General features: G+C 64.2%; 24 protein-coding genes. 8 read left to right on the forward strand and 16 right to left on the reverse strand.

Annotation, left to right across the window (positions count from 1 at the left end):
- Window positions 1–57 precede the first annotated feature (57 nt).
- From RBB16_RS06530 to ugpB, 5 genes are all read right to left on the reverse strand, one after another.
- Window positions 58–1,065 carry a glycerophosphodiester phosphodiesterase gene (locus tag RBB16_RS06530; protein WP_306045395.1) on the reverse strand — a complete coding sequence of 336 codons (1,008 nt, stop codon included), beginning with the start codon at window positions 1,063–1,065 and terminating at the stop codon, window positions 58–60.
- Window positions 1,034–2,086 (reverse strand): sn-glycerol-3-phosphate import ATP-binding protein UgpC, encoded by a 1,053-nt coding sequence (locus RBB16_RS06535; RefSeq protein ID WP_306045396.1) that lies wholly within the window; start codon window positions 2,084–2,086, stop codon window positions 1,034–1,036. The genes RBB16_RS06530 and RBB16_RS06535 overlap by 32 nt, the downstream gene beginning before the upstream one ends.
- A gap of 10 nt (window positions 2,087–2,096) precedes the next feature.
- The gene (gene ugpE, locus RBB16_RS06540) at window positions 2,097–2,948 is read right to left on the reverse strand and encodes a sn-glycerol-3-phosphate ABC transporter permease UgpE (protein ID WP_071691457.1); all 852 of its coding nucleotides are present in this window, start codon (window positions 2,946–2,948) and stop codon (window positions 2,097–2,099) included.
- Window positions 2,948–3,829: a sn-glycerol-3-phosphate ABC transporter permease UgpA gene (ugpA, locus tag RBB16_RS06545; protein WP_127560233.1), complete on the reverse strand. Its 882-nt coding sequence runs from the start codon at window positions 3,827–3,829 to the stop codon at window positions 2,948–2,950. Before ugpA ends, ugpE begins: the two co-directional genes overlap by 1 nt.
- A gap of 80 nt (window positions 3,830–3,909) precedes the next feature.
- Window positions 3,910–5,214 carry a sn-glycerol-3-phosphate ABC transporter substrate-binding protein UgpB gene (ugpB, locus tag RBB16_RS06550; RefSeq protein ID WP_306045397.1) on the reverse strand — a complete coding sequence of 435 codons (1,305 nt, stop codon included), beginning with the start codon at window positions 5,212–5,214 and terminating at the stop codon, window positions 3,910–3,912.
- 160 nt (window positions 5,215–5,374) lie between these two features.
- On the opposite strand from ugpB, the gene RBB16_RS06555 reads away from it, so the two are divergent.
- Both RBB16_RS06555 and RBB16_RS06560 read left to right on the forward strand, forming a co-directional pair.
- Window positions 5,375–6,295: a LysR substrate-binding domain-containing protein gene (locus tag RBB16_RS06555; RefSeq protein WP_306045398.1), complete on the forward strand. Its 921-nt coding sequence runs from the start codon at window positions 5,375–5,377 to the stop codon at window positions 6,293–6,295.
- Between the two features lie 98 nt (window positions 6,296–6,393).
- Window positions 6,394–7,392 (forward strand): AraC family transcriptional regulator, encoded by a 999-nt coding sequence (locus RBB16_RS06560; RefSeq protein WP_306045399.1) that lies wholly within the window; start codon window positions 6,394–6,396, stop codon window positions 7,390–7,392.
- Here RBB16_RS06560 and RBB16_RS06565 read toward each other — a convergent pair.
- Both RBB16_RS06565 and pcaQ read right to left on the reverse strand, forming a co-directional pair.
- Window positions 7,389–8,258: a ribokinase gene (locus RBB16_RS06565; RefSeq protein WP_306045400.1), complete on the reverse strand. Its 870-nt coding sequence runs from the start codon at window positions 8,256–8,258 to the stop codon at window positions 7,389–7,391. The genes RBB16_RS06560 and RBB16_RS06565 overlap by 4 nt on opposite strands.
- A 103-nt stretch (window positions 8,259–8,361) precedes the next feature.
- Window positions 8,362–9,297, reverse strand: a complete 936-nt coding sequence (pcaQ, locus tag RBB16_RS06570) for a pca operon transcription factor PcaQ (RefSeq protein WP_306045401.1) — start codon at window positions 9,295–9,297, stop codon at window positions 8,362–8,364.
- A gap of 96 nt (window positions 9,298–9,393) precedes the next feature.
- On the opposite strand from pcaQ, the gene pobA reads away from it, so the two are divergent.
- The 6 genes from pobA to RBB16_RS06600 are packed head-to-tail and all read left to right on the forward strand — an operon-like array spanning window position 9,394 to window position 14,013.
- On the forward strand, window positions 9,394–10,563 hold the full coding sequence (gene pobA / locus RBB16_RS06575; RefSeq protein ID WP_306045402.1) for a 4-hydroxybenzoate 3-monooxygenase: 1,170 nt from the start codon (window positions 9,394–9,396) through the stop codon (window positions 10,561–10,563).
- The gene (pcaD, locus tag RBB16_RS06580) at window positions 10,563–11,351 is read left to right on the forward strand and encodes a 3-oxoadipate enol-lactonase (protein ID WP_306045403.1); all 789 of its coding nucleotides are present in this window, start codon (window positions 10,563–10,565) and stop codon (window positions 11,349–11,351) included. Before pobA ends, pcaD begins: the two co-directional genes overlap by 1 nt.
- Window positions 11,344–11,721 (forward strand): 4-carboxymuconolactone decarboxylase, encoded by a 378-nt coding sequence (gene pcaC, locus RBB16_RS06585; protein WP_306045404.1) that lies wholly within the window; start codon window positions 11,344–11,346, stop codon window positions 11,719–11,721. Before pcaD ends, pcaC begins: the two co-directional genes overlap by 8 nt.
- Window positions 11,722–11,768: 47 nt before the next feature.
- Complete coding sequence (pcaH, locus tag RBB16_RS06590; protein ID WP_306045406.1) at window positions 11,769–12,497, forward strand: protocatechuate 3,4-dioxygenase subunit beta; 729 nt, start codon at window positions 11,769–11,771, stop codon at window positions 12,495–12,497.
- Window positions 12,497–13,117, forward strand: coding sequence for a protocatechuate 3,4-dioxygenase subunit alpha (gene pcaG, locus RBB16_RS06595; RefSeq protein WP_306045407.1), 621 nt, complete (start codon window positions 12,497–12,499; stop codon window positions 13,115–13,117). Before pcaH ends, pcaG begins: the two co-directional genes overlap by 1 nt.
- A 56-nt stretch (window positions 13,118–13,173) precedes the next feature.
- Window positions 13,174–14,013 carry a 3-keto-5-aminohexanoate cleavage protein gene (locus RBB16_RS06600; RefSeq protein ID WP_306045408.1) on the forward strand — a complete coding sequence of 280 codons (840 nt, stop codon included), beginning with the start codon at window positions 13,174–13,176 and terminating at the stop codon, window positions 14,011–14,013.
- Window positions 14,014–14,204: 191 nt separating this feature from the next.
- On the opposite strand, the gene RBB16_RS06605 is transcribed toward RBB16_RS06600, so the two are convergent.
- The 9 genes from RBB16_RS06605 to RBB16_RS06645 all read right to left on the reverse strand — a co-directional run bounded on the left by RBB16_RS06605 (window position 14,205) and on the right by RBB16_RS06645 (window position 23,134).
- The gene (locus RBB16_RS06605) at window positions 14,205–15,773 is read right to left on the reverse strand and encodes an acyl-CoA dehydrogenase family protein (RefSeq protein ID WP_306045409.1); all 1,569 of its coding nucleotides are present in this window, start codon (window positions 15,771–15,773) and stop codon (window positions 14,205–14,207) included.
- Between the two features lie 5 nt (window positions 15,774–15,778).
- Window positions 15,779–16,237 (reverse strand): DUF3237 domain-containing protein, encoded by a 459-nt coding sequence (locus RBB16_RS06610; protein WP_306045410.1) that lies wholly within the window; start codon window positions 16,235–16,237, stop codon window positions 15,779–15,781.
- Window positions 16,234–17,106: an amidohydrolase family protein gene (locus RBB16_RS06615; protein WP_306045411.1), complete on the reverse strand. Its 873-nt coding sequence runs from the start codon at window positions 17,104–17,106 to the stop codon at window positions 16,234–16,236. The genes RBB16_RS06610 and RBB16_RS06615 overlap by 4 nt, the downstream gene beginning before the upstream one ends.
- 12 nt (window positions 17,107–17,118) lie before the next feature.
- Window positions 17,119–18,936: a feruloyl-CoA synthase gene (locus RBB16_RS06620; protein WP_306045412.1), complete on the reverse strand. Its 1,818-nt coding sequence runs from the start codon at window positions 18,934–18,936 to the stop codon at window positions 17,119–17,121.
- Window positions 18,937–18,941: 5 nt separating this feature from the next.
- Window positions 18,942–19,415: a MarR family winged helix-turn-helix transcriptional regulator gene (locus RBB16_RS06625; protein ID WP_071691440.1), complete on the reverse strand. Its 474-nt coding sequence runs from the start codon at window positions 19,413–19,415 to the stop codon at window positions 18,942–18,944.
- 4 nt (window positions 19,416–19,419) lie between these two features.
- The gene (locus tag RBB16_RS06630; protein ID WP_306045413.1) at window positions 19,420–20,184 is read right to left on the reverse strand and encodes a crotonase/enoyl-CoA hydratase family protein; all 765 of its coding nucleotides are present in this window, start codon (window positions 20,182–20,184) and stop codon (window positions 19,420–19,422) included.
- Between the two features lie 9 nt (window positions 20,185–20,193).
- A complete protein-coding gene (locus RBB16_RS06635) occupies window positions 20,194–20,958 on the reverse strand; it encodes an SDR family NAD(P)-dependent oxidoreductase (protein ID WP_306045414.1) in 765 nt (254 codons plus the stop codon).
- 98 nt (window positions 20,959–21,056) lie between these two features.
- Window positions 21,057–22,547 (reverse strand): TRAP transporter large permease, encoded by a 1,491-nt coding sequence (locus RBB16_RS06640; protein ID WP_371931220.1) that lies wholly within the window; start codon window positions 22,545–22,547, stop codon window positions 21,057–21,059.
- Window positions 22,548–22,549: 2 nt separating this feature from the next.
- Window positions 22,550–23,134 carry a TRAP transporter small permease gene (locus RBB16_RS06645; protein ID WP_306045416.1) on the reverse strand — a complete coding sequence of 195 codons (585 nt, stop codon included), beginning with the start codon at window positions 23,132–23,134 and terminating at the stop codon, window positions 22,550–22,552.
- Window positions 23,135–23,166: the final 32 nt, after the last annotated feature.

The raw sequence follows: 23,166 nt of genomic DNA on the forward strand, positions 1-23,166 counted from the left end.
AGGAGGATTCACCGCCTTCGGGCGCGACACCGGCGATCAGATCGAGGAAATGGACCCTCAGCCCGTGGCCCGGATTGGCTGGACATCTTCGCGCCAGCTCAGGCCCCGGTCGAGCAACAGGCGCTGCGCGCGGGCCGGGTAGTCGGTGATGATCCCATCAACGCCCGCGTCAATGGCACGATGCATGTCCTCGGGGCTGTTGACCGTCCAAGTGTTGACGATCAGTCCCAGATCATGGGCCAGCGCCACCGCCTCTTGGTCCAGATCCTCATGATAGGGACACCAGAACATCCCGCCCATCTGCGAGATCATGCGGGGCAAAGACCCGTCGAACCGCGCCCAGGGGGCCGATCCGATCCAGGGCGAGCCGTCGAACACATTCGCATCCATCGGCGGATTGGGACGCGGCAGGTAGCTGAGATAGGAGCGCGGCAGATCGGGCGCCTTGCGCGCCACCTCCTCCAGCACCCGCCAGTCGAAGCTTTGCAGGATTGCCCTGCCTTCCAGCCCGTGCGCGCGCAGGACCGACAGCACCGGGGCGACATAGTCGGGGATCGGCGGCGTGAATTCGGGATGGTCCGGGTGGCTCTTGATCTCGATATTCAGCCAGATCTCCCGATAGGCGGGTTCTGCCAGTATCCGCGCGAGATCTTCGAAACGTGGAATCCTCAGGCCGTTCAGAAAGGCCTGATCGGGATAGCGCGCGGCATAGGCTGTGCCCGCGCGCAGCCCGCCCACATCGTATCGGCTCAGCTCTTCATAGCTCAGGTCATGGATACGCGGCCCCTCCCCCGACAGCCAGTTGCCCTCCGCGTCGCGGGTCGAGGCGGACATGAGCCGGGGATTGTGGGTGATGACCGGAATACCGTCGCGGGTGGAGAGGATATCCAGCTCCACCACCTGCACGCCGATATCGAACGTGTTGCGAAAGGCCAGCAGCGTGTTTTCCGGCAAGACCCCCCGCGCGGCCCGATGCCCATGGAGCCGCACGATGCCCGGGGCCCGGCGCAGAGGGGAGAGCCGGTCCACCATCTCAGCCGATCCGCCGGTCGGTCTGGGCGTCAAAGAGATGCACCAGCTCAGGCGGCAGCGAGAACCGCAGCCTGTCACCGATCTGAACCTCGGAAATGCCCTCCAGGCTGATCACCATCTGCTGATCCGTGCCCTGAAGCGGCCCATGCAGCAGGGTGACGCCGCCCAGATGTTCCAGAAGTTCGACCTCCATTTCGATGGGGCCGGACGGGTCGCGTACAAGATGCTCGGGCCGCAATCCGCAGATCACACCGCCGCGCGCGGATTGAGCCGTGGGCACCACCGCGCCATTGGGAAGCGTGACAGAGAGACCATCGGCGGTCGCGCGGAAGAAATTCATTGCGGGGCTGCCGATGAAGCCCGCCACGAAGACGGAAGCGGGGCGTTCATAAAGCTCGATCGGAGTGCCGAACTGTTCCACATAGCCGCCGTTCAGAACCATCAGCCGGTCGCCAAGCGTCATTGCCTCGACCTGATCGTGGGTCACGAAAATCGACGTCACCCCAAGCCGCTTTTGCAGTTTGCGGATCTCCAGCCGCATCTGCACACGCAGCTTGGCGTCGAGGTTGGACAGCGGCTCATCGAACAGGAACACCTGCGGGTCGCGCACGATGGCGCGGCCCATGGCCACCCGCTGCCGCTGACCGCCCGACAGCTGCCGGGGCTTGCGGTCGAGATACTGCGCGATTTCCAGGATCTCGGCCGCTTCCTGTACGCGGCGGTCGATCTCGGCCTTTGGCATTTTGCGGATCTTGAGCCCATAGGCCATGTTCTGGCGCACGGTCATATGCGGGTAGAGCGCGTAGTTCTGGAACACCATGGCAATGTCGCGGTCCGCCGGTTCCAGCCCGTTGACCATCTTGTCGCCGATAAACACCTCGCCCGAGGTGATGCTTTCCAGCCCCGCGATCATCCGCAGAAGCGTGGACTTGCCGCAACCCGAGGGGCCAACGATGACGACGAACTCGCCATCTTCGATGTCCGCGCCGATGTGATGCAAGACCTCGGTCGGCCCATAGGATTTCGTAAGGGAGTCGAGCGTAATTCCAGCCATTTGGCGCGTCCTATTTGTCGGTCTCGGTCAGCCCTTGCACGAAGAGCTTTTGCATGGCGATCACCACGAAGATCGGCGGGATCATGGCCAGAAGGGCCGTCATCATGATGATGTTCCACTGGGGCGACTGTTCTGCCGCCTCCAGCATCTGCTTGATCGAAACCACGATGGTCATCATGTCGGTGTCGGTGGTGATCAGAAGCGGCCAGAGATACTGGTTCCAGCCATAGATGAAGAGGATCACGAAAAGCGCCGCGATATTGGTGCGCGACAGCGGGATGACGATGTCCCAGAAGAACCGCATCGGCCCCGCCCCGTCGATCCGGGCACTTTCCAGCATCTCGTCGGGGATGGTCAGGAAGACCTGCCGGAACATGAAAGTGGCCGTGGCCGAGGCAATCAGCGGCACCGTCAGGCCCCAATAGCTGTTCAGCATGCCAAGGTCCGCGATCACCTCGAAGGTGGGCAGGATGCGGACCTCGACGGGCAGCATCAGGGTGATGAAGATCATCCAGAAGAACCCCATGCGGAAGGGGAACTTGAAATAGACGATGGCGAAGGCCGACAGCAGCGAAATGGCGATTTTGCCGATGGCGATCATCAGCGCCATGACCATCGAGTTCATCAGCATCATCCACACGGGCGCGGTATTGGTGCCTTCCAGCCCCGATCCCCACAGCGTCTGGCGCAGGTTCACGAAGAACTGGTCGCCGGGCAGCATCGGGATGGGCGTTTGCAGCATCCGCTCGGCCTCATGGCTGGCGCCGACGAAGGTGATCCAGACCGGCAGCGCTACGATGGCAACGCCAAGTAGCAGCACGATATGGGCCAGGATCGACAGGAGGGGACGATTTTCAACCATCAGTACTGAACCCTCTTTTCGATGAAGCGGAACTGGATCACCGTCATCACGATGACCAGGAACATCAGGATGACCGACTGTGCCGCCGATCCTCCAAGGTCGAGGCCGATGAAGCCGTCGTTATAGACCTTGTAGACCAGCGTCGTGGTGGAATTGGCGGGGCCGCCTTGCGTGACCGCATGGATGATCCCGAAGGTTTCGAAGAACGCATAGACCGCGTTGATGACCAGCAGGAAGAAGGTGGTGGGCGAAATCAGCGGGAAGATGATCGTCGCGAACCGGCGAATCGGGCCTGCTCCGTCGATGGCCGCGGCCTCGATGATCGAGCGTGGGATCGACTGCATGGCGGCAAGGTAGAACAGGAAGTTATAGGCCACCTGTTTCCACGCGGCAGCGATAATCACAAGGAACATCGCCTGACTTCCATTCAGGTAGTGGTTCCAGTCATATCCAACCATTTCAAGCAGATAGGGGAAGATCCCGATGGTTGGATTGAACATGAACAGGAACAGCGCCCCGGCCAGAACCGGCGCCACCGCGTAGGGCCAGATCAGAAGCGTGCGGTAGGTGGTCGATCCGCGGATCACCCGGTCGGCAAAGCCCGCGAGGATCAGCGCGAAACTCATCGACAGGAACGCGACGGCGGCGGAGAAGAAGATCGTCCGGCCAAAGCTGTCGCGGTAATGGTCGTCCTGCAGCAGGTATTCGAAATTCTCGAACCAGACGAATTCCGTCGAGAAACCGAAGGCGTCCTCGATCAGGAAGGACTGGTAGACCGCCTGGCTTGCAGGCCAGATGAAGAAGATCAGCGTGATGATGACCTGCGGCGCGACCAGTAGATAGGGCAGCAGGGACGCCGGGAAGTGAACGCGCTTGAGCATCGGGAAGGAACCGGGTGCGGAAGGGAAAGGCCCGGCGGCTGGATGAAGCCGCCGGGCGTTCTCGCGTCAGCTGGACGCGATCAGTTCACGGACCGCTCGAAGCGGCGCAGCAGCTCGTTGCCGCGTTCAACCGCATTGTCGAGCGCTTCCTGGGCGGTCTGGTCACCGGCCCACAGTGCTTCCAGCTCTTCGTTGATCACATCCCGCACCTGCACGAAGTTGCCGAAGCGGATGCCACGGGAATTCGGGGTGGGGGCGTTCAGGCTAAGCTGCTGGATGGCGGTGTCGGTGCCGGGGTTTTCCGCGTAGAAGCCCTGCTCCTGCCCCAGCTCGTAGGCTGCCGTGGTGATCGGCACATAGCCGGTTTCCTGGCTCCACCAGGCCTGCACCTCGGGCGAGGACAGGTAGGTCATGAACTGGGCCAGACCCTCGTATTCCGCCGCATCATGGCCACGCAGCGCCCACAGGGTCGCGCCACCGATGATCGAGTTCTGCGGCGCATCCGCAAGATCGGTGTCCAGCGGCAGCATGGTCTGACCGAACTCGAACTCCGCCTGTGCGACCATCGACCCATAATAGGCCGAAGAGTTCATCCACATGCCGCATTCGCCATTGGTGAACATCGGCAGCGAGTCACCGCGACGACCACCATAGACGAAGAGGTTGCCCTCCTGCATGTCGGCAAGACGCTGAAGACGGTTTGCAACGGCCTCGGTGTTGAAGGTGAACTCGGTGTCAAACCCGGCAAAGCCGTTTTCCTGCGTGCCCATGGGCATGTCGTGCCAGGCCGAGAAGTTCTCGATCATCACCCAGCTCTGCCAGCCGATGGCAAGACCGCAGGCCATGCCGTTGTCGACCAGGGCCTGCGCGACGGCTTCCACGTCATCCCAGGTGGTGGGCACATCGACGCCGGCGGCGGCCAGTGCGTCTGCGTTATACCACATCACCGGGGACGAGCTGTTGAAGGGCATCGACAGCAGCTCGCCTTCCGGGGTCTGGTAATAGGACACAACGGCGGGCAGATAGGCGTCGCCATCGAAGGGCTCACCGGCATCGGCCATCATTTCCTCGACCGGGTAGATCGCGCCCTCTGCGGCCATCATGGTGGCGGTGCCGACCTCGAAGACCTGCACCAGATGCGGCTGCTCACCGGCGCGGAAGGCGGCGATGGCGGCGGTCATGGTCTCGGTGTAGTTGCCCTTGTAGGTGGGCACGATCACGTAGTCGGACTGCATGGCGTTGAACTCGGCGGCCATACGGTCGATGCGCTCACCGTTGGCGCCGCCCATGGCGTGCCACCAGTGAATCTCGGTCTGTGCGGCGGCAGCCCCGGCCATCAGGCCAACGAGGGCGGAACTCGCCAATAGCGTCTTGGTGAAGGTCATTTCTTCTCTCCCTGACAGAAATGCAGCAGTTATGCGCGGCAGCTTTCGGGAGAGACGGAAATAATTCAAGTGAATTTTTTATGTCCCATTTCATAACATTGTATTATATTCTGCGTTTGAAAACAGTCGCTTTCGCAGCAGCAGAAAGAAAGATAACCCATTGAAATTTCAGCTCAGACAACTGGAAGCCTTCCGCGCTGTGGCGGAAACGGGCAATGTCACAAAGGCCGCTCAGGCGCTTGGGGTGTCACAACCCGCTGTCAGCCGATTGCTGTCGGATTTCTCCAAATCCATCGGCTTCGAGCTGTTCGAACGCCGACAGGGGCTGCTGCACCCGACAAGTGAGTCGCGCTACCTGCTGACCGAGGTGCGCCGGGTACTGGACGGGCTGGAGCATCTCGAAGACCTGCGCCGCGACCTGACCGAGCGCACCGCCGGGCACATCCGCATCGCCTGCCTGCCGGGGTTCGCCACCAGCCACCTGCCCGGCGTGTTGATGCGCTTTCTGGCGGACCGGCCCGGTGTCACGGTCACGCTGGAACCCGACCGGCCCGAACGTATCCTCGAATGGATCATCGGCGAGCAATATGATTGCGGCATCACCGACGCCTTTCCCGGCCACCCCGCCACGGAAAGCAGCGATGTGCTGATCCGGTCGGTCTGCATCCTGCCCAAGGGGCACCGGCTGGCCGCGAAAAGCCACATCACCCCGATTGATCTGGCCGAGGAAAAGATGATCCACACCCGCCGCGACAGCCGCTTCTTTCACCGGCTAAGCCGGGCGTTCTCCAATTACGGGGTCGAGATCAATTCCTGGATCGAGGTGCGCCAGTTCACCGCCGCCTGCACCATCGTGGCCGAAGGCATGGGCGCGTCCGTGGTCAGCGCATTGGATGCCGCGCAGTTCGAAGGGCAAGGCGTGGTGATCCGGCCCTTCACGCCGCCCATCCATCACCGGCTGACCATCCTGCGCCCCGCCACCGGCAGCCGCACGCCCATTGTGCTGGATTTCATCGACGCCTTCACCCGCAGCCTGGAGCCCTATCTGGCCAGCGCAGGCAGCGGCGGCGATCCGGGCTGAGGCGACACTGGCAGGGTTCGCAACCGGATTGGCAGGATTTGCAAGTGCCCCTGAGGGCCTGCGCCCCTATACTGGCCCTGCCAATCCCGGAGCCGCCTATGTCCACCCCCGACCGTTTCCCCATAGCCAAGCATATGGAGCGTCTCTGCCTCGGGCTGAAACTGCCCTCCGACCGGGTGCTGGCCCGCGCCGGTCTGCCAACCGATTTCTTCGCCAGTGAGGGGCGCGGCGCGACGGCTGCTCAGGTCTTTGCCCTGTGGCGGGCGGCAGAGACGGAACATGGCAGCGCGGAGATGGCGTTCGACCTTGCGATGATCTCTGCCAAGGGCCAGTTCATCCCTGCCCTCTTCGCCTTTTCCTGTAGCCCGACCGTCGAGATCGGCTTTCAGCGGCTGTCGCTGTTCAAACCGCTGGCGGGGCCGTTCCGACTGACCCTTCAAAGCGACCTCGACGGGCTGTCCCTGCGCTTTGCCTCGCTGTCGCCCCATGATCCCCTGCCCGACAGCCTTGCGGCCTTCGAGCTTGTGTTCCTGGTCAACATTCTGCGCAACCTGACCGGCGAACAGGTGGTGCCCGACCGGGTGGACCTGCCCGCCTATGAGGGCGACCGCGCGCGGCTGGACAGTTATCTCGGCACCCCGGTGCGGTACGGGCATGGCTCGGGCCTGCGCCTGGCGCCACGGGATGCAAACCTGCCGCTCATCAGCCATGATGACGACCTGTGGCAGATGTTCGAACCGCGGCTGCGGCGGGATCTCGTTGCGCTTGGTGCGCGGCAGGCCTGCGCGGACCGGGTGCGGGCTGCGCTGATCGAGATGCTGCCAGCGGGCCGCGCCACGGCGGATGCGGTCGGCAGCCATCTGGGCCTGTCCACCCGCAGCCTGCACCGGCGGCTGAGCAGCGAAGGCACCAGTTTTCAGACCATCCTGAACGCCACGCGCACGGAACTGTCGCTGCATTACCTGCGCCGCGAGGATGTGAGCATCGAGGAAATCTCGTATCTGTTGGCCTTCCGCGACCCCAATTCCTTCTACCGCGCCTTTCGGGGCTGGACCGGCATGACCCCACGCGAGGCGCGGGACCAGCCCCACCCCTAGCCGCGCTCTGCCAGGAACCTGTCCACCTCACCCCCCATGGGAATGGCCTCTGCCGCACCGGGGCGGGTGACCTGGATGGCCGCCGCCGCCGAGGCGCGGGTCAGGGCAACATCCAACGGCTGGCCCGCATCTATCCCGGCCAGCGCGTAACCCAAAAAGGTATCGCCCGCGCCGGTGGTGTCGACGGGGACGACCTTGAAGGCATCGACCCGCGTTGCCGCCGCGCCCGCGATATAGGCCGCGCCCCGGCTGCCATAGGTCACCAGCAGGTCGATCCCGTCGAGCGCGCCTTGCGGCAGGGCGGTGCGAAGCTGTGCCTCCTCCACCTCGTTGACGGAAAGAAGGTCGGTAAACGGCAGGATGTCGCGCACCGCCTCCGGGTCAAAGGGGGCGGCGCAATAGCAGACCTTCAGCCCCCTGCCCCGCGCCAGCCGGGCGGCCTCGACCCCCGCGCTTGTTTCGTTCTGCAAAAGCAGCCAGTCGCCGGGCTGAGCGCTGCCAAGCGCCGTTTCCACCTGATCCTCTGTTACCTGCCGGTTCGCACCGGGAAAGAGGATAATGGCATTCTCCGCCGCGTCATCGACCGCGATAATGGCATGGCCCGTCGGCACCTCGCCCTGCACCACACAGGACACATCCACCCCATCCGCCGCCAGCCGGTCCACCGTCCACTGCCCTTCCGGCCCGATGGCGCCGATATGGCGCACGGACCCGCCCGCGCGGGCAATGGCGATGGATTGATTGGCCCCCTTGCCGCCAAGCCCGGTCTGAAGCGCCCGCGCCGCGATGGTTTCGCCGGGCGCGGGAAGATGATCCATCCGGTAGGAATGGTCGATGTTGATCGAGCCGAGATTGTAGATCGTCATGGCACCTGTCCGCCTGCCTGAAAGTCAGAGACTAGCGCCTCTCCCGCGCACCTGTCAGCCCTGTTTCGCCACTCGATCCGCATTGCAGAGCCGCGCAAGAAGATCAGCCCGCCAGCCCCATCTGGGCGATGGTCCGGGTCAGGGCGGTGACGAACAGCCCTTCTTCTGCCCCCGGTTCCGCATCTTCACGGCGCAGCAACCCGACCGGCCCCCGCGTCATCCCGGTCTCAAACGGCAGCCGCACCAGCCGCCCCTCTGCCAGTTCGTTCCAGACCACCCCGCGAGAGATGATCCAGACCGCATCGCTTTCGCGGGTATAGACCCGGCCAAACGCGCCTGAGACGGTTTCCAGCGCCTTCGGCGGCGCACCGATGCCATGGCCGATCAGAAACCGTTCCACCAGCGGCCGGATCGCGGCGGCGGCGGGCGGGTAGATGACCGGCCAGTTCACGATATCCTCCAGCCGGGGGGCATCGAGCAGCGGATGGCCGGGGCGCACCACGAAATCCACCTCTTCCTGATAGAGCTGCGTAAAGCTCAGGTTCTGCATGATCGACGGATCGCCAAGCCGCCCGATCACCATCCCCACGGCACCGCTGCGCAGTTGGTCCACCAGATAGGCAATCGGCCCGTCCAGAACGCGCAGCGACGCGCTTGGCGACAGGCGTTCGAACTCTGCCACCGCACGGGGCAACAGGGCCGCCGCGACGGAAGGAAGCGCGCCGATGCTGATCTCGGCGCGCTTTCCCGTCGCATCGAGCTGCGCGATGCCATCGAGCCCATGATCCAGCGCCGAGAGGCTCATATCCGCGAAATGCGCAAAGACCTGCCCCGCATCCGTCAGGCTGACCCCGGCCCTGCTGCGCAGAAGCAGCGTCTTGCCGAGGATCTGTTCCAGCTCCTTCAGGGTCTTGGAAATCGCGGGCTGTGTCAGGCTCAGCCGCTCTGCCGCGCGTTTCAGGCTGCCTTGCCGCACGGTCTCGGTGAAGCACTGGATATGGCGCAGCTTGATGCGGCTGCGGATCGCTTTGTTATCCATTTGGGAAAGCATAATGCCCAACATGTCATTTTTCACGCATAAACAGTTATGCTAAATCCGGTTCAACAGGTCTAGTCTGATTTCTGGGAGGATCTCATGCGCAGTCAGGTGGTGATTATCGGGGGCGGTCCGTCGGGGCTGTTGCTGGGGCAGCTTCTGCATCGCAAGGGCATCGACGCGGTGGTTCTGGAACGCAAGACACGCGACTATGTGCTTGGCCGCATCCGCGCGGGCGTGCTGGAAACCGGGCTCGTGAGCCTGATGCGCGAGGCGGGCGTGGCCGAGCGGATGGATGCCGAAAGCATCATCCATGATGGCACCGTCATCGCCTATGGCGAGGATCAGTTCCGGGTGGATTTCGTCGGCACGACCGGCGAAAGCGTCTTGGTCTATGGCCAGACCGAACTGACCCGCGATCTCTATGATGCGCGCGCGGCCTGCGGGGCGAAGACGTTGTTCGAGGTGGACAACGTGGTGATCAACGGGGCCGACAGCGACGCGCCCTACGTCACCTTCACCCATGAGGGCAGCGAAAAGCGCATCGACTGCGATTTCGTGGCGGGCTGCGACGGGTTTCACGGGGTCAGCCGCCAGACCATCCCGCTGACCGTGCGCACCGAATACGAGAAGGTTTATCCCTTCGGCTGGCTTGGCCTGCTGTCCGACACGCCGCCGGTGCATGAGGAGCTGATCTATTCCAACTCCGAACGGGGCTTCGCGCTCTGTTCGCAACGCAGCTGGACGCGCAGCCGCTATTACATCCAGTGCTCGCTGTCCGATCATGCCGAGGACTGGTCCGACCAGATGTTCTGGGACGAGCTGCGTCGCCGCCTGCCAGCGGAAACCGCCGAAACGCTGGTCACCGGCCCCTCGATCGAGAAAAGCATCGCTCCTCTGCGCAGTTTCGTGACGGAACCGATGCGGTGGGGCCGGCTGTTTCTCTGCGGCGACGCCGCCCATATCGTGCCGCCCACGGGCGCCAAGGGGCTGAACACGGCGGCCTCGGACATCCATTACCTCTATCACGGGCTGATGCAGTTCTACGAGGAGAAGGACAGTGAGGGGATCGACCGCTATTCCGAAAAGGCTCTGGCGCGAATCTGGAAGGCGGAACGCTTTAGCTGGAACACCACGATGATGCTGCACCGCTTCCCCGACATGAACGGGTTCGACCTGAAGATGCAGCGCGCCGACCTGGAATTCCTGCGTGACAACGCCGATGCGCAGAAGGTCTTCGCCACCAATTACGTGGGGCTGCCCTTCTGATGCGCGTCCTCAGGGCAAATGGCGTCAAGCTGAACTGGCGCGAGGATGGCGATCCGGCGGGAGTGCCGGTGGTCTTCGCCAATTCGCTCGGCACCGACCTGCGGCTGTGGGACCAGATCCTGCCGCTTCTGCCCTCTGGCCTGCGGATCATCCGCTTCGACAAGCGCGGGCATGGGCTGTCGGACTGCCCCCCTGCGCCCTATGCGATGGCGGATCTGGTCAGCGACGCCGAGGCGCTGCTGGACGGGTTGGGCATTTCCGATTGCGTTTTCGTGGGGCTCTCCATCGGCGGCATGATCGGCCAGGGGTTGGCCGCGCGCCGGCCTGACCTCATTCGCGCGCTGGTCCTGTCCAATACCGCCGCGAAGATGGGCGAGGCCGCCATGTGGCAGGCCCGTATCGACGCGATCCGCGCGGGCGGGATCGAGGCGCTGGCCGATGCGGTGATGGAACGCTGGTTTTCCCCCGCCTTCCTCGCCCGGCCCGAGCTGAGCGCCTGGCGCAACATGCTGACGCGCACCCCGGTGGAGGGCTATATCGGCTGCTGCCACGCCATCGCGGGGGCCGATCTGACCGAGAGCACGAAGGCCCTGACCCTTCCCACGCTGGCCATCGCGGGCAGCGATGACGGGGCCAGCCCGCCCGATCTGGTGCAGGGTACCGCCGCGATGATCGCAGGCAGCCGCTTTACCGTGATCGACGGCGCAGGCCACCTTCCATGCGTCGAGGACCCCGCCGCCTACGCCGCCCTGCTGACCGATTTCCTGAAGGAGCACGCCCATGTCTGAGCGTTTTGAAACCGGCATGACCGTGCGCCGCAAGATCCTTGGCGATGCCCATGTGGACCGGGCCGAGGCCGCCAAGACCGACTTTGACGCGCCCTTCCAGACCCTTATCACCGAAGGGGCCTGGGGCACGGTCTGGGCGTCGGACGGGATCAGCGACCGGGAACGGTCGATGCTGACGCTCGCCCTGCTGGCCGCCCTTGGCAATTTCGAGGAAATCCCCATGCATATCCGCGCCACCGCGCGCACCGGGGCCAGCAAAGAGGACGTTCTGGAAGCCTTCCAGCATGTCGCCATCTACGCCGGTGTGCCGCGCGCCAATCACGCGCTGAAACTGGCCAAGCAGACCTATGACGAAATGGAAAAAGAGTAATCCGGGAAACGCGCGATATTTCCCAGCCTTGAAGGAGGAGCGCCGCAATGACCAAGCCAGGCGAATACTATCAGCGGGACCGGATGTGGCATCCCCCCGCCTATGACAAGGACTACAAGACCAGCGTCACGCGCAGCCCGCAATATTCGCTGATCTCGCTACAGAACTCGGTCAGCGAGATCACCGGCCCGACCTTCGGCCACAACGATGTGGACCCGCTCGATAACGACCTGATCAAGAACTACGCACAGCCGGGTCAAAGCCCCATCGGGGAACGGATCATCGTCCATGGCCGGGTGCTGGATGAAAACGGCCGCCCCGTGCCGAACACGCTGGTCGAGGTCTGGCAGGCCAATGCGGGCGGGCGCTATCGACACAAGAAGGACACCTATCTTGCGCCGATCGACCCGAATTTCGGTGGCTGCGGGCGGACCCTGACGGATGAGAACGGCTATTACTTCTTCCGCACGGTCAAGCCCGGCGCCTACCCGTGGCGCAACTGGGTCAATGACTGGCGACCGGCACATATCCACCTGTCGATCTTCGGTCACGCTTTCGCACAGCGGCTGATCACCCAGATGTATTTCGAGGGCGACCCGCTGATTGCCACCTGCCCCATCGTGAACACGATCCGCGACAAGGCCGCCATCGGGCAGCTGATCGCGGCACTCGACAAGAATGCGTCGGTGCCGCTCGATTCCATCGCCTACAAGTTCGACATCGTGCTGCGCGGACGCCGCTCGACGATGTTCGAGAACCGGCTGGAGGGGAACTGATGACCCAATCGCTTGACTACCTGAAGGAAACCGCCTCGCAGACCGCTGGTCCCTACGTTCATATCGGGCTTGCCCCCGGCGCGGCGGGCTTTGACATCTACAGGCAGGAACTGGGCTGGGACATCGCCGGACCCAATGCCAGGGGCGAGCGTATCCGCGTTGAGGGTATCGTGATCGACGGCACCGGCAGCCCGGTCAAGGATGTGCTGCTGGAGGCCTGGCAGGCCAATGCCGATGGCATCTATGCGCATCCCGAGGGCGGCGGCGAGGTGGAAGAGGGCTTTCGCGGTTGGGGCCGCGTGATCACCGATTTCGCCACTGGAGAATGGGGGTTCGACACGGTCAAGCCGGGCTGCACAAGGGGCCGCAATGTCGGAACCCAGGCCCCGCATATCAACCTGTGGATCGTGGCGCGCGGCATCAATATCGGGCTGAATACGCGGCTCTATTTCGAGGATGAGGCTGAAGCCAACGCCGCCGATCCGGTGCTGAACCTGATCGAATGGGAACGCCGCCGCGCCACGCTGATCGCCAGGCGCACGGAACGCGACGGGCAAACGGTCTATCGGTTCGACATCAGGCTGCAGGGCGAGGAAGAAACCGTCTTCTTCGACATTTGACGAATGCCCGGCCCGGCGGCAGGATCGGCGGGCCTTTCAGAATGGAAAAACACGACATGTCAAACCCTTGCATCATCTGCGTGGCGATCACCGGATCGGTCCCCACCAAGGCCAACAATCCTGCGGTGCCGATCACCGTTGCGGAACAGATCGAAAGCACGCAAGAGGCGTTCGAGGCGGGCGCGACCATTGCCCATTGCCATGTCAGGAACGATGACGGGACGACCACCAGCGACCCCGAGAAATTCGGGCGCCTGATGGAAGGGCTGCACGCACATTGCCCCGGCATGATCGTGCAGCTCTCGACCGGCGGCCGGTCCGGCGCGGGACAGGCGCGGGGCGGGATGCTGCCGCTGCGCCCCGACATGGCGTCTCTGTCGGTGGGGTCGAACAACTTCCCCACGCGGGTCTATGAAAACCCGCCCGATCTGGTCGCATGGCTGGCCTCGGAGATGATCAAGTACAACGTGAAGCCCGAGATAGAAGCCTTTGATCTGTCGCATATTTTTCAGGCCAAACTGATGCAGGACCGGGGCGAACTGCAAGGCACGCCCTATGTGCAGTTCGTCATGGGCGTGAAGAACGCCATGCCGGTGGACCGCGAGGTGTTCGACTTCTACATCCGCACCGTGAAGCGGCTCTTTGGAGAGGACGCGCCCTGGTGCGCCGCCGGGATCGGACCCAACCAGATCGTGGTAAATGAATGGGCGATTGCCGCGGGCGGCCACGCACGCACGGGGCTGGAAGACAACATGCGGCTCGACCGCGAAAGGCTCGCCCCTTCCAACGCGGCGCTGGTCGCGCGGGCTGTGGAGCTGTGCGAGAAATACGAGCGTCCGGTGGCCAGCTGGCAGCAGGCGCGGGCGATTCTGGGGCTGGCTGCACCGGCGAATTGAGGGGGGCACCACGCGTACACCCCCCGTACACCCCCTGTACACCGGTCGTGCAGATGAAACCGCGATTTCGCCGTGCCTTCGGCACGTCGACCCGCGCGGCCCTTGCGGGCCGCGATTCTGTTCAGCAAGGGGGCTCCGCCCCCGTCGCCTGTCGGCGACTCCCCCGAGGTATTTTCACCAAGCTGAAAGGGTCAGAGCCCCAGCCTGGTGGCATGCGCCGGGGCAAAGCAGCGGGCGGTGCGGATCCCTTCGTCGGCCAGCCGCCTGATCCGCGCGGGGTCGGGGTGATGATCCGCGGCCTTTGCGATCCGGGCGAAGAGCGCCGCCAGAAGCGTCTGGATCGTGAGCGCCATGACATCATGGGCCAGCGGCGTCGGGTCTTCCGACTTATGCAGATGGTCGCGGGCCCGCTGCCAGAGCGGCAGCAACCCGCCATGATCCTCGCCTTGCAGGAAGGCATCAAACGCCGCCCCCGGCGCACCGGTCAGAAGCCGGGTGGCGAGCATCCGTTCGTGGATGGCGTTCGCGCCCTCATAGATCGCGGTGATGCGCGCGTCGCGATAGGTCTGTTCCAGCCGGTATTCGGACAGGTAGCCATAGCCGCCAAGCACCTGCATCCCCAGTTCGGCGGCGCGCATGCCCCCCTCGGTGCAGGCAACCTTGGCCACAGGCGTCAGGATTTCGACCAGATCGGGCGCGTCGCCCCGTTCCATCGCAACGCAAGCCAGGTGGCAGATCGCGCGCCCCCCCATGGCCAGCGCGTCGATCTCGGTCAGGAGGCGCTGCACATCGGCGTGATCGGCGAGCGTTGCGGGGCTGCCGTCGGGTGTGCGACCTTGCTGGCGTTCGGCGGCATAGGCGCTTGCCACATCATAGGCACGCGCGGCATGGGCCACGCCTTGCAGCGCCACGTCGGCGCGGGCGTGGTTCATCATGGTGAACATGGCCATGAGCCCCTGCCCTTCGGCCCCGATTAGCTCCGCCTCGGCGCTGTCGAAGGCCAGCTGACAGGTGGGCGAGGCGTGAAGCCCCATCTTCTCCTCGATCCGGGTCACGGTGACGGTGTTGCGCGTGCCGTCTGCCTTCGTGGACGGGCAGAGGAAGAGCGACAGGCCTTTCACGCCATTATCCGAGGTGCGGGCGAGGACGAGGTGCAGGATCTCCTCGCTAATGTCCTGATCACCGCCGGAGATGAAGATTTTCTCGCCGCTGATCTGCCAGCCATTGCCCCTCTGCGCGGCCCGGCAGCGGATGCGGCTGAGGTCCGATCCCGCGCCCGGTTCCGTCAGGCACATGGTGGCGAGTGTCTCGCCCGAGGCAAGGCCCGGAATATGGCGGGCCTGTTGGTCGTCGGTGCCGAAGCGGGTCAGCACGCGCACCGCGCCGGGCACAAGGCCGGTGACCATCTGCAAGGAATGGTTCGCGCCGGAGAAGATTTCCGATGTGATCGCAAGCATGAGCGCGCCCATGCCCTGCCCGCCATGCACCTCGGGCGCGGTGAGGCCAGGCCAGCCCTGTTCGGCATAGGATTTGTAGACCGCGCCGAAGCCGTCAGGCATCCGCACGCGGCCATTTTCAAGGCGGCAGCCCTGCCGGTCGCCCGGTTCATCGAGGGGCGCAATCTCGCCTTCCGCGAAAGCCGCGAAATGGCTTCCGATCTCGCGCGCCATGTCGGCATCCCAACCGGGGGCGCTGTCCGCGCCCGCCACATGGGTCAGCGTGAACAGGATGTCGTCCAATGGGGCGGTGAAGGGTTTCATCCGGGTTACTCCACGGCGAAAAGATGCATCTCGACGCCCGCCGCGCCGCGCGCCCCGTTTCCGACGAGGATAAGGTGATTGACCCATTGGTAACGCGGGTCGCCGCTTTCCAGCCTTGCGGTGGTGCGGAAATAATAGTCGGCGGGGTCCACGGCCTCGCCCTTCGCCAGCCGGTCCATCACCTCCGCCGGGCCGTGGCGAACGCCTTTGTTGACGATCTCGATCAGCGCGCCGTCATCGGTTTCCATCGCGTATCGCGTGTCGATATCGGCGGCCCCGTCGGCAAAGATCGTCTGCCAGTCCGCGCCGAGATTGAGGATAGCGCCTTCGATGCGCCCCGTGACCGTGCCGCCCGTGATCGGAATGATCCGCCGCTGCCCAGCGCGGCCCGGCCCCATTTCCTGCAGGGGGCCAAGCTCGACATGGAGCGTGCAAAAGGGCGTCAGGCGCGGGGGCTCCATCATTCCAGCCCCAGAAGCCGCGCGGCATTGCCCTTGATGATGTCCGGGCGCAGCTCTTCCTTGATGGCGATCTTCTCGAAATCCGCAAGCCAGCGTTCGGGCGTGATCATCGGCCAGTCGGAGCCGAAGAGCACCTTCTTGCGAAGGATCGAGTTGCAGTATTTCACCAGGATCTCGGGGAAATACTTCGGCGACCAGCCCGACAGGTCGATATAGACATTGGGCTTGTGCTGCGCGACGGCGAGCGCCTCCTCCTGCCAGGGGAAGGAGGGGTGAGCGAGGATGATCCTGAGATCGGGGAAATCGACCGCCACGTCATCCATATACATCGGGTTGGAGTATTTCAGCCGCATCCCGTTGCCGCCGGGCATGCCGCTGCCCACGCCCGTCTGCCCGGTGTGGAAAAGGGCGATGCCGCCTTCATCCTCGATCGCGCGGTAGAGGTCATAGGCGATGCGGTCATTGGGATAAAAACCCTGCATCGTGGGGTGAAACTTGAACCCCTTGATACCGAAATCGCGCATCAGGCGTTTGGCTTCGCGCACGCCCATCTTGCCCTTCCACGGGTCGATGGAGGCGAAGGGGATCAGCACGTCGCTGTTCTCGGCGGCCAGCTCCGCCACTTCCTCGTTCTTGTAGCGCCGGTAGCCGGTCTCGCGTTCCGCATCGACGGGGAAGATCACCGCGGCGATGTTCTGTTCGCGGTAATGTTGGGCCGTTTCGGGCACGGTCGGCGGGTGCTGCCACGGGGCGCGGAAGTATTGAGCCATGGTGGCCTGCAGGTCGTCATAGCCGTCATCGGCATGGCAGCCGCAGGGTTCCTCGGCATGGGTGTGGATGTCGATGGCGCGGATTTTGGTCAGGTCTACCATGGGTTTGGCCCTTCAGATCGTGGTGACGCAAGCGTCGCTGTCCGCGTAAAGCCGGGCCAGCAGATCGGCCCGCCGGGTCAGCACCTTGCGGAAATTGAGGTTGCCCTTGGCGGTCATCTCGCCCTCGGGCATCGATGGCGGTTCGGCCAGAACGATGGCGCGGGCGACGCGGGTGGAACTGCCGCTGATCTCGCGGGCGCGTTCGGCCAGACGGCGGTGGATCTCGCCAAGCAGCGCCTTGTCCGACAGCGCGCCGCCTTCAGCGGCATCCGAGAAGCCCTCGGCCCGTAGCTCGCCCATGTTGGGGAAGATCATGACCCCGATCTCGTCGCGATCCGCCCCGGTGATCACGAGATCAGCGGCCAGCGGCGACAGGCAGGCCAGCATGTCGATGCGTAGCTGTGCCGCGCGCACCCAGGTGCCCGTCAGCAGCTTGAAATCCTCGGAAATGCGCCCGTCGAACTTCATGCCCTTGTTGGGGTCGTCGGGGTCCACGAAGACCATCGCATCGCCGGTCAGGAAGAACCCGTCCTCATCGAAGGCCTCCGCCGTTTTCTCGGGCGCTTCGAAATAGCCGGGCATCACATTGGGCCCCTTCACCCGCACCTCGCAGCGCATATCGCTGTCCGGCAGCAGCTTCACCGTGCAGCCCGGCAGTGGCACACCGACAACGCCCGAGCGGTCAATCGGCTCATGCTGCAGCATCACGGCGGGCGCGGTTTCCGTCAGGCCCCAGCTGGTGGTGATCAGCGGCACCTCGCCCTTCACCTCCATCGCCATCGCCTCGAAGCCCTGCCAGACCTCCTGCGGCAGGGACGCGCCGGCATAGAAGATCAGGTCGAGATCCTCGAAGAAGCGGCGGCGCAGCGCCTCGTCGGCCTTCAGCGCCTTGAGAAGCATCCCGTAGCCCACGGGCACGTTGAAGCTGAGCGTTCCGGTCATCAGGCGCAGGTTTTCCACCGTCCGCTCAAAAAGCCCCGGCACCGGCTTGCCGTCGTCGATATAGAGCGACCCGCCATTGGCCAGCATCATGTTGAAATTATGCGAGCCGCCGAAGACATGGTTCCACGGCAGCCAGTCGACGATGCGCGGCGGGCGGGTGCGCAGCATCGGAAGGGCGTCGGCCAGCTGTGTCTGGTTCACGCACATCATGCCTTGGGTCGTCAGCACCCCCTTGGGCGAGGAGGTGGAGCCCGAAGTCATCAGGATCTTGGCGACGGTCGCGGGCGTCACCGCGTCGAAAGCGGCGTCGATATCGGTGCTGTCATCGCCCTGCAACAGCGTCTCGAACGCCGTCACGCCGGGGCGGCCATGGGTGTGGCTCGCGACAATCTCCACCCCGTCGAAACAGTCGAGCTCCAGCGCCTCGCCATACTGCGCCGCATCGACGGTATAGGCCATGGCGGGGCGGACAAGGTCGACCGCGTGGCGCAGGCGGCCATGGGCGCCGTGGATCAGCGAATATTGCTCGGCCACCGGCACCGTGGGCACACCCGCGTATTGGCCAGCCAGCGACAGCAGCCCATGATCCACCCCATTGCCGGACAGGATCAGGATCGGGCTATCCTGGTCCAGCCCGCGCGCCAGCAGGCTTTCGGCCAGCGCCCTGACCTGTTGCAGCGCCTCGCGATAGGTCACGGTCCGCCAGCCCGCGCCGCTGCGCTCGGCCAGGAACACGCGGTCGGGCGCTTCGATGGCCCAACGGTGCAGCCAGTCACCGGTGCGCCGCATCACCGGCCCAAGCGGAATGTCCGAATGCAGCAGGATCGACCCATCGGCCCGCACGGTTCGCGTCACGGCATGGGGCAGGAAATCGGTTGTGCGCTTCATGGCAGTCATTCCTTTGTGCCTTTGGCCTCGATCCGGCGCAGAACGTCCAGAACCTGCGCGTATTCCGTCATGCCCACCCCCTGAAGCAGCCGCGCCTCATGGGATTTCACCGCCTCGATGGCGCGGGCGCAGAGCTGCCGTCCGGCCAGCGTCGGCACCAACGCATAGGCGCGCCGGTCGGTCGGCACCTTCTCTCGCAGGATCAGGTCGCGGCGCTCCAATTCGTCGATGATGACGACGAGGTTGGGCCGCTCGATATCCATCGCATCCGCCAGTTGCGACTGGCGCAGGCCGGGATTGTCGACGATCAGGACAAGCGCCGAATAGGTGATCATGCGCAGGTCGAAGGGTTTCAGCGTCGTGGCCAGATCGGCCTGCACCACGTTGAACGCGCGCTTCATGTGGTAGCCGACGAAGCCGCGCAGTGTGGCGTCGGATACGCGGGTAACGACAGGTGGGGCGGGGTTGGGCTTGCTCATGGCCTTATCCGAACTTCGGGTCGCGTTTTTGCAGGAAGGCCTGAAGGCCCTCCAGCGCATGCGGGCTGGTCTGGGTCAGCGCCGCGCAGAGGCTTTCGGTGAAGAGCCCGTCGGCCTTGGCCATATCCTCGATACGGGAAATCGCCTGGATCATGATGTAATTGGACAGGGGCGCGTTGGACGCGATCTGCTTGGCCAGCCTGCGCGCCATGGGCAGGGCCTCGCCTTCCCCCACGCTGTAATGGGTGAGGCCAAGGGCCAGCCCTTCGTCCGCGCTGTATTTGCGGCCCGTCAGCATCATCTCGACCATGCGGTCGGCACCGAGGATGCGCCCGACACGCACGGACGCGCCGCCCCCCACATAGATGCCGCGCTTGCCTTCGGGCAGTTGGAAGATCGTCGACGGCTGGGCAATGCGCACATGGGTCGAGGTGGCCAGTTCCAGCCCGCCGCCAATGACCGCGCCGAACATGGCCGAAACCACCGGCAGCCCGCCATACTGGATCTTGTCCATGATCGCGTGCCAGCCGCGCGAATGGCGCATGGTTCCTTCGGCGTCGCGTTGCTGGTGCTCCGACAGGTCAAGGCCAGAGCAAAAATGCCCTTCGGTCCCGGTCAGGATCACCACCTTCACCGCCTCGGGCGGGGCCGAGAAAAAGGCGTCGATGGCGTGCAGCAACTCATCGCACATGGCGTTGCGCTTGCCGGGGCGGTTCATTGTGAGGGTGGCGATGCCCTCCTCGATCTCGATCTTCAGAATGTCGGACATGGGGAACCTTCAGCGCGGGGGCAGCCGGACCGCGCCATCGAGGCGGATCGTGGTGCCGTTGAGATAGGGATTTTCGATGATCTGGGCGGCCATCAGCGCATATTCCTGCGGCTGACCGAGCCGCGCCGGGAAGGGAATGTTCGCGGTGATCTGGGCGGTGACCTCTTCCGGCAGGCCCTCCATCATCGGGGTGTGGAAAAGCCCCGGTGCGATGGCCATGACGCGGATGCCCTGCTTGGCAAATTCTCGTGCGGCGGGCAGGCACATGGCGGCAATCGCGCCCTTGGAGGCCGCGTAAGCCGCCTGCCCCACCTGCCCGTCCTGATAGGCAACCGAGGCGGTGTTGACGATGACACCGCGTTCGCCGGTCTCGGTCGGGTCAAGGTCGGTCATCAGCCGGGCGGCGTGGCTCATCACGTTGTAGGTGCCGAACAGGTTGACGCGCAGGGTACGTTCGAACACGTCGAAGGACAGCTTGCCCTCGCGCCCGACGATCCGCGCCGCAAGGCCCACGCCGGCGCAGTTGACCGCGATCCGGGCGGCTTGGCCGAGTTGCTCCGCCACCTGCTCCACTGCCGCGCCGACGGCGGGTTCGTTGCCCACGTCAAGCTGCACGGCGATGCCGCCGATCTCTGCCGCGACAGCCTCGGCCCGCGCGCCGTCATAGTCGAGGATCGCCACCTGCGCCCCCTGCCCGGCCAGGTGCCGCGCGGTTGCAGCCCCGAGCCCCGATCCGCCACCCGTGACGATGGCCACCTGATCCTGAATGCGCATGGGCGTTGCCTTTCTCTTTCATTCCATAATAGTTATGTCACATAACGATATGCGACACAAGAACCCCCGGCACCAGGGAACCGGGGGTCCGAGACCGCCTAAAGCGGCAGCAAAAACAGCGTGATCGCCGGGAACAGCACCAGGATCACCACGCGCACCAGGTCGGAGGTGACGAAATACATCACCGCCTTGTAGGTCTCGACCATCGGCGTTTCCCGGTCCATTGCGTTGATGATGAAGAGGTTCATGCCAACCGGCGGGGTGATCAGCCCGACCTCGACGACGATCAGCACGAGGATGCCGAACCAGATCGCGGTTCTGGTCGTGGCCACGTCCTCCAGCTGGTATTCGGTGACCGGGCGCATGCCCAATTCGCGGAACTGGTCGCGGGTCAGCTCGGTCCCTGCCGCCAGCAGATCCTGCGCCTGTCGTATCAGCTCTGGCGCCGCATCCAGCCCTTGGGCTATCGCCGCCTCCAGCCGGACGGTTTGCAGGCCGATCATGTCGACAAGGCCGAAATCCAGAACCGAGATCACCGGGAAGAAGATCGGGATCGTCAGAAGGATCATCGACAGCGAGTCCATCAGGCAGCCGAAGACGAGGTAGAAGATCAGGATCAGGGCAAGGATCATCCAAGGCGAAAAGCCCTGCGCCAACACGAATTCCGACAGGGTCTGCGGCACCTGGCTGAGCGCGAGGAACCCGTTATAGAGATGCGCGCCAAGCACGATGAAGAAGATCATCGCGGTGCCGATGGCGGTGGCAATGATGCTTTCCTTGAACACTTTCCATGTGAGCGTGCCGTTGAAAAAGGCAATCAGCCCGGTGCCGAACGCCCCGACGGACGCGCCCTCGGTCGGGGTGAACCAGCCCAGATAGATGCCGCCCACCACAAGTCCGAAGACAAGGATCACCGGCCAGACATCCAGCATCGCACGGATGCGCTCGGCCATGGGCACGGGCGGGCGGGTGCCTGCGGCCTTGGGGTTCACCCGCACATAGATCGAGATCGTCAGGATATAGCCAAGCGCCGCGAGGATGCCGGGCACCAGAGCCGCGAGGAAGAGCGAGGCGATGTTCTGTTCCGTCAGGATCGCGTAGATCACCAGGATCACCGAGGGCGGGATCAGAATGCCAAGCGTGCCGCCCGCCGCCAGCGTTGCGGTGGAGAAGCCGCCGGAATAGCCGTAGCGCTTAAGCTCGGGCAACGCCACGCGTCCCATGGTGGCGGCAGTGGCCAGCGACGATCCACAGATCGCGCCAAACCCCGCGCAGGCCCCGACCGAGGCCATGGCAACGCCGCCCCTACGGTGACCAAGCCAGCTTTCGGCGGCCTTGAACAGCGACGTGGACATGCCCGACAGGGTCGCGAACTGCCCCATCAGCAGGAACATCGGCACGATGGACAGCGAATAGCTGGAAAAGGTGGTGAAGGTTTCCGTCTTCAGCCGCGCCATGAACATCGAGGTGTCGCCGGTGGCCATCCACAGCCCGCCGACGCCCGCAAGGAACATCGCAAGGCCAATGGGCATGCGCAGGAAGATCAGCAGAAGCAGGACGGGGAAGGACCAGGCCCCAAGCTCGAACATCGTCAATGGACCGCCCCCCCGGAGCCAGGAAGAATGGCGCGGCCGCTGAACAGCTCGATCACGCGGGCCACGGCGCAGTAGAGGCCGACCAGAGAGGTCACGATGGCCGCGACGAGGCTGGCAGCGTAGGCCCACCAGACCGGGTATTGCAGCAGGAACGAGGTCTGCCCGTTATGGTATTTGTCCATCATGCCTTCATAAAGCTGCACGGTGATCAGGATTAGGACGCCCGTCAGAACGACTTCCCACAGGGTCTGGAGGAACTTGTTGAAGCCCGTGGGCATCAGCGAGGTGAAGACATCCACCGCCGCATGGCCGCCGTAAAGCTGGCAGATGGGCAGGAAGCAGAAGATGACGAAGGCAATGCCGGATTCGACGACCTCGAAATCGCCTTCGATCGGGCCGACACCGGTGCCGATCAGCCACTCGGCAAAGCCGCCCGCGACGCCGGTCAGCCAGTCGGAATTGCCGAACGTGTTCAGCCCGCGCCCAAGGACGCTGACGAAAACGAGGATCACCAGAACGGTCAGGATCATTCCACCGAGAACGGCCATGCCACGGGCCAGCCGGTCCACCAGATTGGGCATCTCACCCCCCCATCATTGCAGATAGAATACGG

This window comes from Nioella sp. MMSF_3534 (assembly GCF_030732985.1).
Classification (GTDB): domain Bacteria; phylum Pseudomonadota; class Alphaproteobacteria; order Rhodobacterales; family Rhodobacteraceae; genus Nioella.

Excerpts from the sequence above, each read along its gene's own strand:
- ugpE (WP_071691457.1), bottom strand. The coding sequence starts at position 2,948 with ATGGTTGAAAATCGTCCCCTCCTGTCGATCCTGGCCCATATCGTGCTG.
- RBB16_RS06610 (WP_306045410.1), bottom strand. The coding sequence starts at position 16,237 with ATGATGGAGCCCCCGCGCCTGACGCCCTTTTGCACGCTCCATGTCGAG.
- RBB16_RS06620 (WP_306045412.1), bottom strand. The coding sequence starts at position 18,936 with ATGAAGCGCACAACCGATTTCCTGCCCCATGCCGTGACGCGAACCGTG.
- RBB16_RS06630 (WP_306045413.1), bottom strand. The coding sequence starts at position 20,184 with ATGTCCGACATTCTGAAGATCGAGATCGAGGAGGGCATCGCCACCCTC.
- pcaC (WP_306045404.1), top strand. The coding sequence starts at position 11,344 with ATGTCTGAGCGTTTTGAAACCGGCATGACCGTGCGCCGCAAGATCCTT.
- RBB16_RS06635 (WP_306045414.1), bottom strand. The coding sequence starts at position 20,958 with ATGCGCATTCAGGATCAGGTGGCCATCGTCACGGGTGGCGGATCGGGG.
- RBB16_RS06535 (WP_306045396.1), bottom strand. The coding sequence starts at position 2,086 with ATGGCTGGAATTACGCTCGACTCCCTTACGAAATCCTATGGGCCGACC.
- pobA (WP_306045402.1), top strand. The coding sequence starts at position 9,394 with ATGCGCAGTCAGGTGGTGATTATCGGGGGCGGTCCGTCGGGGCTGTTG.
- RBB16_RS06565 (WP_306045400.1), bottom strand. The coding sequence starts at position 8,258 with ATGACGATCTACAATCTCGGCTCGATCAACATCGACCATTCCTACCGG.
- RBB16_RS06615 (WP_306045411.1), bottom strand. The coding sequence starts at position 17,106 with ATGGTAGACCTGACCAAAATCCGCGCCATCGACATCCACACCCATGCC.
- RBB16_RS06640 (WP_371931220.1), bottom strand. The coding sequence starts at position 22,547 with ATGTTCGAGCTTGGGGCCTGGTCCTTCCCCGTCCTGCTTCTGCTGATC.
- RBB16_RS06560 (WP_306045399.1), top strand. The coding sequence starts at position 6,394 with ATGTCCACCCCCGACCGTTTCCCCATAGCCAAGCATATGGAGCGTCTC.
- RBB16_RS06625 (WP_071691440.1), bottom strand. The coding sequence starts at position 19,415 with ATGAGCAAGCCCAACCCCGCCCCACCTGTCGTTACCCGCGTATCCGAC.
- pcaG (WP_306045407.1), top strand. The coding sequence starts at position 12,497 with ATGACCCAATCGCTTGACTACCTGAAGGAAACCGCCTCGCAGACCGCT.
- pcaQ (WP_306045401.1), bottom strand. The coding sequence starts at position 9,297 with ATGGATAACAAAGCGATCCGCAGCCGCATCAAGCTGCGCCATATCCAG.
- pcaD (WP_306045403.1), top strand. The coding sequence starts at position 10,563 with ATGCGCGTCCTCAGGGCAAATGGCGTCAAGCTGAACTGGCGCGAGGAT.
- RBB16_RS06600 (WP_306045408.1), top strand. The coding sequence starts at position 13,174 with ATGTCAAACCCTTGCATCATCTGCGTGGCGATCACCGGATCGGTCCCC.
- ugpA (WP_127560233.1), bottom strand. The coding sequence starts at position 3,829 with ATGCTCAAGCGCGTTCACTTCCCGGCGTCCCTGCTGCCCTATCTACTG.
- RBB16_RS06645 (WP_306045416.1), bottom strand. The coding sequence starts at position 23,134 with ATGCCCAATCTGGTGGACCGGCTGGCCCGTGGCATGGCCGTTCTCGGT.
- ugpB (WP_306045397.1), bottom strand. The coding sequence starts at position 5,214 with ATGACCTTCACCAAGACGCTATTGGCGAGTTCCGCCCTCGTTGGCCTG.
- pcaH (WP_306045406.1), top strand. The coding sequence starts at position 11,769 with ATGACCAAGCCAGGCGAATACTATCAGCGGGACCGGATGTGGCATCCC.
- RBB16_RS06605 (WP_306045409.1), bottom strand. The coding sequence starts at position 15,773 with ATGAAACCCTTCACCGCCCCATTGGACGACATCCTGTTCACGCTGACC.